This window comes from Salmonella bongori NCTC 12419 (genome assembly GCF_000252995.1).
Lineage (GTDB): Bacteria > Pseudomonadota > Gammaproteobacteria > Enterobacterales > Enterobacteriaceae > Salmonella > Salmonella bongori.
On sequence record NC_015761.1, the window covers coordinates 2,488,275 to 2,498,963 of the forward strand.

Consider the following 10,689-nt stretch of genomic DNA (forward strand, 5'->3'; position numbering starts at 1 on the left):
ATGCCAATTTATGACAAATCCCCTCGCCCGCAGGAGTTCGCCGCGGTCGATCTCGGCTCAAACAGCTTTCATATGGTTATTGCCCGCGTGGTTGACGGCGCAATGCAGATTATTGGGCGATTAAAGCAGCGCGTCCATCTGGCGGATGGGCTGGGCGCCGATAACATGCTCAGCGAAGAAGCCATGGCGCGAGGGCTTAGCTGTCTGTCGCTATTTGCCGAACGCTTGCAAGGCTTTTCCCCTTCGAGTGTCTGTATTGTGGGTACCCACACGTTACGTCAGGCGCGAAATGCCGCGGATTTTCTCAAACGCGCGGAAAAGGTTATTCCCTATCCGATCGAGATTATTTCCGGCAACGAAGAGGCACGTCTGATTTTTATGGGCGTGGAGCATACGCAGCCGGAAAAAGGCCGCAAACTGGTGATCGATATCGGTGGCGGTTCAACTGAGCTGGTCATTGGTGAAAACTTCGAACCTAAGCTGGTTGAAAGTCGTCGTATGGGCTGCGTGAGCTTCGCGCAAATGTACTTTCCCGGCGGCGTTATCAATAAAGAAAACTTCCAGCGCGCCCGCATGGCGGCGGCTCAAAAACTGGAAACCTTAACCTGGCAGTATCGCATTCAGGGATGGAACGTAGCAATGGGTGCCTCCGGTACGATCAAGGCGGCTCATGAGGTACTGCTGGCACTGGGCGAGAAAGATGGTTTTATTACCCCGGAACGCCTCGACAAACTCAGGTCGGAGGTGCTGAAGCATCGTACCTTTAATGCATTAAGCCTGCCGGGCCTCTCTGAAGAACGAAAAGCGGTCTTTGTACCAGGCCTGGCAATTCTGTGCGGTGTCTTTGACGCGTTGGCTATCCGCGAACTCCGCCTTTCCGACGGCGCACTACGCGAAGGCGTGCTATATGAAATGGAGGGCCGCTTTCGCCATCAGGATGTCCGCAGCCGTACAGCGAAAAGTCTGGCAAATCAATATAACATCGACAGAGAACAGGCCCGGCGCGTGCTGGAAACCACTATGCAGATGTACGAACAGTGGCAGGCCCAGCAGCCTAAGCTGGCGCATCCGCAACTCGAAGCGTTGCTTCGCTGGGCGGCGATGCTGCATGAGGTCGGGTTGAATATTAATCACAGCGGCCTACATCGTCACTCGGCTTATATTCTGCAACACAGCGATTTGCCCGGTTTCAATCAGGAACAGCAGATGATGATGGCGACACTGGTACGTTATCACCGTAAAGCCATAAAGCTCGACGATTTACCCCGCTTTACGTTATTTAAAAAGAAACAATATCTGCCGTTAATTCAGTTGCTACGCCTGGGCGTACTGTTGAATAACCAGCGGCAGGCGACCACCACGCCGCCGACTCTGCAACTGATTACCGATGACAGCCACTGGACGTTACGTTTTCCGCATGACTGGTTCAACCAAAATGCGTTGGTACTGCTCGATCTGGAAAAAGAACAGCAGTACTGGGAAGCGGTCACTGGCTGGCAGCTCAACATTGAAGAAGAACGTTCGCCGGAGATTGCAGCGTAAAACCCCAATCAGACGCCGGGCTACGGCGTCTGCTTTACTGAATCCCGGATAATAGCTGTGGCTCGCCAATTAAATATCCCTGAAGATAATCGATCCCCAGGGCAAGCACCGCGCTACGTATTTCTTCGCTCTCGACATACTCCGCTACCACCTGCATTTTTTTCATTCGCGCTAAATGGCAAATGGAAGCCACAATCTGATAATCGAGACTGTTAGACACAATATTTCGGATAAAACTGCCATCAATTTTAAGAATATCAGCGTTAACGTTTTTCAGGCGCGCATAGCTGGCGTAGCCGGTGCCAAAATCATCAATCGCTATCTGACAACCAAATTGCTGTAACTGCCCCAGTGTCAGTTGCGCCTGCTCAGCACTGGTAAGAGCGTTGCTTTCCGTCACCTCAAAAACCAGTTGCCAGGGCTCAACCTGGTATTGGTTAAGTAACTGGCTGACTTCGGCAGGGAAACGGGCCCGGCATACCGACGTTGGCGACAGATTGATGGCAAAGCGATGTGCGGGCATATATTCCCGGCTGGCCGCCATAAACCGCAGGGTATTTTCAATAACCCAGAGATCGATAGCGGAGGACAAACCAAACTCATGCGCAACGGGCAAAAAACGCTCCGGATTAATGACGTCGCCGTTATCATCCTTGAGCCGCAGTAAAATTTCGTGGTAAACATCGCCACGCACACCGGAAATAGGCTGCGCCATCAGGAAAAAATGATCGTGCTCCAGCGCCTGTTGCAGGCGGTTCATCATCGCAATTTTTCCCTTCAAATCGCGTTGCAGGTGTACCGCGCCGCGCCGCTGTAAATCTTCCGGCGCATTAGTCGTTAGTGACAGATCGGAACTGGTGCTTAACTCGCCCAGCAAAAGATAAAGATGACTAACCGGGGAACGCACACAACAGTAGCTCACGCCGACGGGCGGCTGTAGCGGCATTCCGTCCCAGATAAAACGAAATTGCTTAATATGTTTATCCAGCGCTTCAATACGTTGCTGATGCGATTCGGTATTAAGGCGCAGCACCAAATCGTGCCCTGACATCTGATAGACACACTCATTCGAAGCCAGCATCGGCGTGATCCAGTGAGAAAGCTTCTGCTTATACTGAATGCGCAACATGACGCCATAATTTTTACCCAGTAACTCCAGCCCCGGTACGTGTAAAAAACAGATCGTGGACCAGGGCGTGTTTTTGAGCGCGCGGTTTAGTGCGCGTAAATTAGGAAGATGTACCACCGGGTCCAGATAGGCCAGTCGCCGCGCACGGCCGCTCACAACCCGCTGCCGCGTAGCCAGTACGGCCATATAATTGACAATAAAAGAAAAAACCAGATAGCTCGAAGAGGTAATCGCTAATTGCGTATCATAGCCTGAATACCAGGGCGTATAGCGCTGATAATAATGGATGGAGGTAATCAGTACGACAGCCCAGATGATTGAAATAAATTTATAGCCATAACGCATCGCGCCCCACAGCATGACCGGCAATAATAACGAAAGCATATAGTTAGTACTAAATATTGAGCTATTATCGGTCAATGGCATACACAGTATAAACATCAGCATAATCAATACGGCCAGCCAAATAACAATCTCCTTTTTGGTGACCTTACTGTCAATTTGCAACTTTAATTGCTGATAATACCCCCGCAGGTGCAGCGGATTACGGATAGTACGGATAATAAAATAGCACAGCGGCACACCGATAAGATTACCGACCAGTAATGCCTGGTAATTAATTAGCGTGTTGATATTAAAGGGCATTACTCCCATCAGGCTGACTTTACTTTCGTACATCCCAACAAAAACGGCAAACTGGTAGATAACCAGGAATAATGTTGCCGAGCAAAATACCTGCCAGAACATTCGTTGAAACATCAGATGGGCGTCGCCGTGAGAAACATTGTTACGCCGGGGGGAAAAGACGCGGTAGCCGCCCCAACTGAGCACGATGGTAATGATAAAATGCATCGCTACGGAGAGCGTTTCATATAATCCTGTTTGCGAGTATCTGCGCCAGAAAATAGCAGCCACAATGCCTGGCAGCGCTGCCCAACCGAAAAACAACATCAGGCTAAGCGTAAAAGCTAAAGGCAGATAAAACAGAACCACATTTCCGGTGCTGGTATGCGCATAAGTATTTGCGCTGCTTAAAACAGGTAATAGAATTGAGGGCAGCACGAGTGGGAGTCCCCACCATTTATCTCTGATATTTATATAAGTTTTATTTAGCTTCATAGATGCTCAGCAGAACCCCCCAATCCCAAAGGGGCGTTAACAGACAGGCATCCCACCTGACCTTAAATTGATGATGAGATATACATCACACTATAGTCATCGATTGTAATTATTAAATAAAAGTAACATTTGATTTAAGTCAATTATTACCCTTCTCTCGATGCCTTTATTCACCTTTTTATCCTTCGTTATCATTAATTTATTATTAATGTAAATACTAAAATTATTTTCCATAACAATATAAGATAAATTAACTGACGCAATTTTACATCATGAGGAATTGACCAGCGGTTCGCAGTATGCCTTAATGTAGATTGAACGCAGGCTCGTTACGTTCTTCGCCTTGAGAACATTCTCTGAAGATCCCAGCCTGATACCGCCCACGACGCTGGGCATACTTTAAGGAACCCTTTGTGAGTCAGGCCAACAGTATGCGAAAACGACATCGATTTAACAGTCGCATGACCCGTATCGTACTGCTTATCAGCTTTATCTTCTTCTTTGGACGTTTTGTCTACTCTTCTATCGGTGCCTGGCACCACCACCAGGATAAAAAAGAAGCGCAACAGTCAACGCTCTCTGTTGACACGCCAGTCCAGCGTTAAATGGCTTTCATCCGTTAAATAAAAGAGCGATCGTGGTACTATCGCACAGGCCTGCTATGTGTTATCCAGCCCTTCCTTCCTGTTCCCTGCTTGTCTTATTAACAGAATAAAAACAAAGCATAAAGCCAATTAATGCTTTGTTTTTTAATGAAAAAACACAATCAACTACAAGAAAGGATAGTTTACTTTTTTTAGGATTACTCTTAAATACATCCTTTTTTATGCTATTAATTTTTACAAGGATTAGTGATGTATTTTAAAAAAAATGCTTTGCCTCTGGTTATTATCGCCTCTTTTTCTCTTGCTGGATGCCAGTCCAATGCGGATGACTACGCCGCAGATGTTTATCAAACCGGGCAGTTAAACGCAAAACAAGAGACCAGGACGGTGAATATAATTTCTGTTTTGCCCGCTAAAGTCGCCGTAGATAATACGGCCAACAAAAAGGCTGCTCAGACCTTTGGCGCAATACTTGGCGCCGTGGCTGGTGGTGTTACCGGTCATAATGTCGGATCGGGCAGCGGTTTAGGTACAACCGCCGGGGCTGTGGGCGGTGGAGCCGTTGGCGCGGCAGCCGGTTCATTGGTGAAAGATAAAACGTTAGTTGAAGGCGTCTCTCTGACGTACAAAGAAGGAACGAAGATTTATACCTCCACCCAGGTGGGAAAATCTTGCCAGTTTACAACGGGTCTGGCCATCGTTATCTCTACTAAAGATAATGAAACGCGAATTCAGCCGAATACGAAATGCCCTGAAAAAAGCTAAATATCAGGAGATTTCATGAAGAAGGTTATTTTAGGCGCTATTTTATTCACGATAAGCGGGTCGGCGTTATCTTCTTCCTTACAGGATCAGCTCGCGGCGGTCGCCCAGGCTGAACAGCAGGGAAAAAATGAAGAAAACAGACAACGTGACTCTTTGCAAGCCAAACGAGACAGAGAGGCTCAGCAGGAACGACAAAGGCAAGCCAATGCAGCGGCGCTTGCTCAACAGCGAGCAAAAGCGGCAGAAGCTGAAAGAAAAGCACGGCGAGCAAAATTAGATGCAGAAGCCGCTCAGGATAAACAGCGCGATCAGAGCTACGAGGATGAGCTTCGTCAATTAGAAATTCAGAAGCAAAAACTGGCGCTGGCCAGAGAAGAAGCCAGGGTTAAACGAGAAAATGAATTTATCGATCAGGAGCTTAAAAGTCAGGCTGCCCGGACAGATGTGATTCAATCTCACGCTGACGCAAACAGGAATCTATCTGAAGGCAGCCGCGATCTGTTGCAAAGTGAAGGTAAAGCCCGTGAGGAGAAGGCCAGCGGTTGGTTTAACTGATTAATTATTTCTGACCTGTAAAAAAACCTCTGTGCGAGCAGAGGTTTCTGCCTGAAAATGGGAGGATATCGGTCCTGACAGCGTGCGGCATAACTCGTTTCAATAAATAATAAAGTCGACACTACACTGTAGTAACTTGCATTTTAAAATAAATGGAAGGCGCTAATAATGCCCTTATTATAATACCCGCCTGCATATTAACGCATAGTTATAATACCCCAACACTATTTTAGTCACGATTTTATTCCCGAAAACTTATTATTGAGATAAAAAAACCCGCTGAGAAGCGGGTTGTGTATCAACGTTCTAATTTAACAAGGGAAAATCATTCCCACTCAATGGTTGCCGGCGGCTTACCGCTGATGTCATACACCACGCGGGAAATGCCGTTGACTTCATTGATAATGCGGTTCGAAACGCGCCCCAGGAAGTCATAAGGCAGGTGTGCCCAGTGTGCGGTCATAAAGTCAATGGTTTCAACAGCACGTAGGGATACAACCCAGTCGTATTTACGCCCATCGCCCATCACGCCGACGGAACGTACCGGCAGGAAGACGGTGAATGCCTGGCTTACTTTGTCGTACAGATCGGCTTTGCGTAGCTCTTCAATGAAAATGGCATCAGCGCGACGCAGCAGGTCGCAGTACTCTTTCTTCACTTCTCCCAACACACGAACGCCCAGACCCGGTCCCGGGAATGGATGACGGTACAGCATGTCATACGGCAGGCCCAACTCCAGACCAATCTTACGCACTTCGTCTTTGAACAGCTCTTTCAGCGGCTCAACCAGCCCCATCTTCATCTCTTTCGGCAGTCCGCCGACGTTGTGGTGAGATTTGATGACGTGTGCTTTACCGGTGGCAGAAGCAGCAGATTCGATCACGTCAGGGTAGATAGTCCCCTGCGCCAGCCATTTCACATCTTCCAGTTTCAGCGCTTCTTCATCGAACACTTCGACGAACACACGACCGATGATCTTACGTTTCGCTTCCGGATCATTCTCTCCTGCCAGCGCAGACAGGAAGCGATCTTCTGCCGGAACGTGCACAATGTTCAGACCAAAGTGGTCGCCGAACATGTCCATCACCTGCTCCGCTTCGTTTAAACGCAGCAGACCGTTATCAACGAACACGCAGGTCAGGTTTTTGCCGATAGCACGGTGCAGCAGCATGGCGGTGACGGAGGAGTCAACGCCACCGGACAAGCCGAGAATAACGTTGTCTTCACCGACCTGCTCACGAATACGCGCTACCGCGTCGTCGATAATCTTCGCCGGCGTCCAGAGGGCTTCACACTGGCAGATATCGCGCACAAAACGCTCCAGCATACGCATTCCCTGGCGGGTATGGGTTACTTCCGGGTGGAACTGTACGCCATAGAAACGTTTTTCTTCATTCGCCATAATGGCAAACGGACAACTCTCGGTGCTGGCAACGGTAACGAAATCCGCCGGGATCGCCGTCACTTTATCGCCGTGGCTCATCCAGACATCCAGCAGAGGTTTGCCATCGGCAGTCAGGGAGTCTTCAATGCCGCGCACCAGCGCGCTGTCATTGACCACTTCAACCTGCGCATAGCCAAACTCACGCTCGTTAGAGCCTTCCACATGACCACCCAACTGCATAGCCATGGTCTGCATGCCGTAACATACGCCAAATACCGGCACGCCAGCTTCAAAAACATACTGTGGTGCGCGCGGGCTGTTTTCTTCAGTGGTGCTTTCCGGGCCGCCGGAAAGAATAATACCGCTTGGATTGAATTCGCGAATTTGTGCTTCCGTCACATCCCATGCCCACAGTTCGCAATAAACGCCCAGTTCACGCACGCGGCGTGCGACTAACTGTGTGTATTGCGATCCGAAATCAAGAATGAGAATGCGATGTTTATGAATATTGTCTGTCATTGACGCTAATTCCGAGGCAAGTGAAACAGATTAAATAAATCGCCCGACGCGAAGGTCGGGCGAAGAAAATCAGGAACCCAGACGGTAGTTCGGGGACTCTTTGGTAATGGTCACGTCGTGAACGTGGCTTTCCTGAATGCCCGCACCGCTGATACGTACGAACTCTGCTTTAGTACGAAGCTCGTCGATGGTAGCACAACCGGTCAGCCCCATACAGGAACGCAGGCCGCCCATCTGCTGGTGAATGATCTCTTTCAGGCGGCCTTTATAGGCCACGCGCCCTTCAATGCCTTCCGGGACCAGTTTGTCCGCGGCGTTATCGCTCTGGAAATAACGGTCAGAAGAACCTTTGGACATTGCGCCCAGCGAGCCCATCCCACGGTAAGATTTGTAAGAGCGTCCCTGATACAGTTCGATTTCGCCCGGAGATTCTTCGGTACCGGCCAGCATGGAACCCACCATTACCGCGCTGGCACCAGCAGCAATTGCTTTCGCGATATCGCCGGAGAAACGGATACCACCATCGGCGATAACCGGAATACCGGTGCCTTCCAGCGCTTCAACCGCATCAGAAACGGCGGTGATCTGCGGTACGCCGACGCCGGTTACAATACGCGTGGTACAGATGGAGCCCGGGCCGATACCCACTTTCACCGCGCTGCAACCCGCTTCCGCCAGCGCGCGTGCGCCTGCGCCCGTTGCGATATTGCCGCCGATGATTTGCAGATCCGGATATTTAGCGCGCGTTTCACGAATACGTTGCAGAACCCCTTCGGAATGACCATGAGATGAGTCAATCAACAGCACGTCCACACCTGCCGCCACCAGCGCGTCGACACGCTCCTCGTTACCCGCTCCTGCGCCAACTGCCGCGCCGACTCGCAACCGGCCCTGCTCATCTTTACAGGAATTGGGTTTACGTTCCGCTTTCTGGAAATCTTTTACAGTAATCATGCCGAGCAGATGAAAATTATCATCAACGACCAGCGCTTTTTCCACGCGCTTTTCGTGCATCTTTGCCAGAACCACTTCGCGGGCTTCGCCTTCGCGAACAGTCACCAGACGCGCTTTCGGCGTCATATATACGCTCACCGGCTGGCTCAGATCGGTGACAAAACGCACGTCACGACCGGTAATAATCCCGACCAGTTCATTATCTTCGGTCACTACCGGATAGCCAGCAAAGCCGTTACGTTCGGTCAGTTCTTTTACTTCACGCAGGGTGGTGGTCGGCAGCACGGTCTGCGGATCGGTGACGACGCCTGATTCATGTTTTTTCACCCGGCGAACTTCTTCCGCCTGACGCGCAATAGACATGTTTTTGTGGATAAAACCGATGCCGCCTTCCTGGGCCAGAGCAATAGCCAGGCGCGCTTCCGTCACGGTGTCCATCGCCGCAGAGAGCATAGGAATGTTCAGACGAATGGTTTTCGTTAACTGCGTGCTGAGATCGGCAGTATTCGGCAGAACGGTGGAATGAGCGGGAACGAGGAGGACGTCGTCAAACGTCAGGGCTTCTTTAGCGATACGTAGCATGGGCAATATCTCACCTGGGAGGTTAATAAATATTGCCGCGGCATTATACAGAACGTAATCGGTTGCATCTACATTTTTTTGCAAATAGTGCTTGCGATCCCCTGTGAGCAGGTTACTATCGATTGAATAACCTGCTGATTTAGAATTTGATCCCGCTCACATGTTATCCTCTCAGACCTCCTCAATTTTTACTGTAAGCCGCCTCAACCAGACGGTTCGTCTGCTGTTAGAACAGGAGATGGGACAGGTGTGGCTCAGCGGCGAGATCTCTAATTTTACACAGCCCGCGTCTGGCCATTGGTACTTCACTTTAAAAGACGATAACGCCCAGGTACGCTGCGCGATGTTTCGCAACAGCAATCGCCGGGTAACCTTTCGGCCACTGCATGGTCAGCAGGTACTGGTTCGCGCCAATATCACCTTATACGAACCGCGCGGCGACTATCAGATCATTGTTGAGAGTATGCAGCCGGCGGGTGAAGGTCTCTTACAGCAAAAATATGAGCAGCTAAAGGCCAAATTGCAGGCTGAGGGGCTGTTCGATCAGCAGTTCAAACAAGCTCTTCCCTCCCCAGCGCACTGCGTGGGGATTATCACCTCAAAAACCGGTGCGGCGTTGCACGATATTCTGCATGTGCTGAAACGGCGCGACCCTTCTCTGCCAGTGATGATTTACCCTACCGCCGTTCAGGGCGACGATGCGCCAGGACAGATTGTGCGCGCCATAGAACTGGCAAACCATCGCAATGAATGCGACGTATTAATTGTCGGTCGCGGCGGCGGTTCGCTGGAAGATTTATGGAGTTTTAACGACGAGCGCGTCGCCCGGGCGATTTTTGCAAGTGCCATCCCGGTGGTGAGTGCCGTCGGCCATGAAACTGATGTCACAATTGCCGATTTTGTCGCTGACCTGCGTGCGCCCACGCCGTCGGCAGCAGCGGAAATAGTCAGCCGCAACCAACAGGAGTTACTGCGCCAGATTCAGTCTACACAGCAACGTCTGGGGATGGCGATGGACTATTATCTCGCCAGCCGCAGCCGTCGCTTTACGCAGATTTTTCACCGCCTGCAACAACAGCATCCGCAGTTGCGTCTGGCACGTCAACAAACGGCACTGGAGAAACTGCAGCAGCGGATGCGTGTTGCACTGGATAGCCAGCTTAAACGGGCCGATCAGCGTCAGTTGCGATTAGTCCAGCGGCTGAGGCAGCATAACCCACAGCCGCGCATTCATCGTGCGCAAACCCGTATTCAGCAGCTTGAATATCGTCTGGCAGAAAATATCCGCGCGCGCTTAAGCGAACGGCGCGAACGCTTCGGCAATGCGGTTACCCATCTGGAAGCGGTCAGCCCACTGGCAACGCTGGCGCGCGGCTACAGCGTTACAGCCACCGCCGATGGCAATGTACTTAAACAGCGCAAGCAGGTTAACGCCGGCGATAGGCTCACCACCCGTCTGGCAGATGGCTGGATAGAAAGCGAGGTTACCGCTGTAACGCCGCTTAAAAAGACGCGCTCCCGTAAGGCGGGGTAAG

The 10,689-nt window shown here is 50.6% G+C and carries 9 protein-coding genes; 5 read left to right on the forward strand and 4 right to left on the reverse strand.

Features of this window, described 5'->3' with window-relative positions; all coding sequences use genetic code 11:
- Positions 1-1,542 (forward strand): exopolyphosphatase, encoded by a 1,542-nt coding sequence (gene ppx, locus SBG_RS11750; RefSeq protein WP_001123337.1) that lies wholly within the window; start codon positions 1-3, stop codon positions 1,540-1,542.
- Positions 1,543-1,576: 34 nt separating this feature from the next.
- On the opposite strand, the gene SBG_RS11755 is transcribed toward ppx, so the two are convergent.
- The gene (locus SBG_RS11755) at positions 1,577-3,790 is read right to left on the reverse strand and encodes a bifunctional diguanylate cyclase/phosphodiesterase (protein WP_000773664.1); all 2,214 of its coding nucleotides are present in this window, start codon (positions 3,788-3,790) and stop codon (positions 1,577-1,579) included.
- 96 nt (positions 3,791-3,886) lie between these two features.
- Positions 3,887-4,024 (reverse strand): hypothetical protein, encoded by a 138-nt coding sequence (locus SBG_RS11760; protein WP_020844914.1) that lies wholly within the window; start codon positions 4,022-4,024, stop codon positions 3,887-3,889.
- Between the two features lie 179 nt (positions 4,025-4,203).
- Here SBG_RS11760 and SBG_RS11765 point away from each other — a divergent pair, with 179 nt between their 5' ends.
- From SBG_RS11765 to SBG_RS11775, 3 genes are all read left to right on the forward strand, one after another.
- Positions 4,204-4,395 carry a YfgG family protein gene (locus tag SBG_RS11765; protein WP_000075922.1) on the forward strand — a complete coding sequence of 64 codons (192 nt, stop codon included), beginning with the start codon at positions 4,204-4,206 and terminating at the stop codon, positions 4,393-4,395.
- Positions 4,396-4,641: 246 nt separating this feature from the next.
- The gene (locus SBG_RS11770) at positions 4,642-5,160 is read left to right on the forward strand and encodes an outer membrane lipoprotein (protein WP_085928824.1); all 519 of its coding nucleotides are present in this window, start codon (positions 4,642-4,644) and stop codon (positions 5,158-5,160) included.
- A gap of 15 nt (positions 5,161-5,175) precedes the next feature.
- The gene (locus SBG_RS11775) at positions 5,176-5,715 is read left to right on the forward strand and encodes a DUF5384 family protein (RefSeq protein WP_000755799.1); all 540 of its coding nucleotides are present in this window, start codon (positions 5,176-5,178) and stop codon (positions 5,713-5,715) included.
- Positions 5,716-6,040: 325 nt separating this feature from the next.
- Here SBG_RS11775 and guaA read toward each other — a convergent pair whose 3' ends face one another.
- Complete coding sequence (gene guaA / locus SBG_RS11780) at positions 6,041-7,618, reverse strand: glutamine-hydrolyzing GMP synthase (RefSeq protein ID WP_000131515.1); 1,578 nt, start codon at positions 7,616-7,618, stop codon at positions 6,041-6,043.
- Positions 7,619-7,687: 69 nt separating this feature from the next.
- Entirely contained in the window at positions 7,688-9,154 is a 1,467-nt protein-coding gene (gene guaB, locus SBG_RS11785) for an IMP dehydrogenase (RefSeq protein WP_024135084.1), read from the reverse strand.
- A 160-nt stretch (positions 9,155-9,314) separates the two neighbouring features.
- Here guaB and xseA point away from each other — a divergent pair, with 160 nt between their 5' ends.
- Positions 9,315-10,688 carry an exodeoxyribonuclease VII large subunit gene (xseA, locus tag SBG_RS11790; RefSeq protein ID WP_000953184.1) on the forward strand — a complete coding sequence of 458 codons (1,374 nt, stop codon included), beginning with the start codon at positions 9,315-9,317 and terminating at the stop codon, positions 10,686-10,688.
- Position 10,689: the final 1 nt, after the last annotated feature.

Excerpts from the sequence above, each read along its gene's own strand:
- SBG_RS11775 (WP_000755799.1), top strand. The coding sequence starts at position 5,176 with ATGAAGAAGGTTATTTTAGGCGCTATTTTATTCACGATAAGCGGGTCG.
- guaB (WP_024135084.1), bottom strand. The coding sequence starts at position 9,154 with ATGCTACGTATCGCTAAAGAAGCCCTGACGTTTGACGACGTCCTCCTC.
- guaA (WP_000131515.1), bottom strand. The coding sequence starts at position 7,618 with ATGACAGACAATATTCATAAACATCGCATTCTCATTCTTGATTTCGGA.
- SBG_RS11760 (WP_020844914.1), bottom strand. The coding sequence starts at position 4,024 with ATGGAAAATAATTTTAGTATTTACATTAATAATAAATTAATGATAACG.
- xseA (WP_000953184.1), top strand. The coding sequence starts at position 9,315 with ATGTTATCCTCTCAGACCTCCTCAATTTTTACTGTAAGCCGCCTCAAC.
- SBG_RS11755 (WP_000773664.1), bottom strand. The coding sequence starts at position 3,790 with ATGAAGCTAAATAAAACTTATATAAATATCAGAGATAAATGGTGGGGA.
- ppx (WP_001123337.1), top strand. The coding sequence starts at position 1 with ATGCCAATTTATGACAAATCCCCTCGCCCGCAGGAGTTCGCCGCGGTC.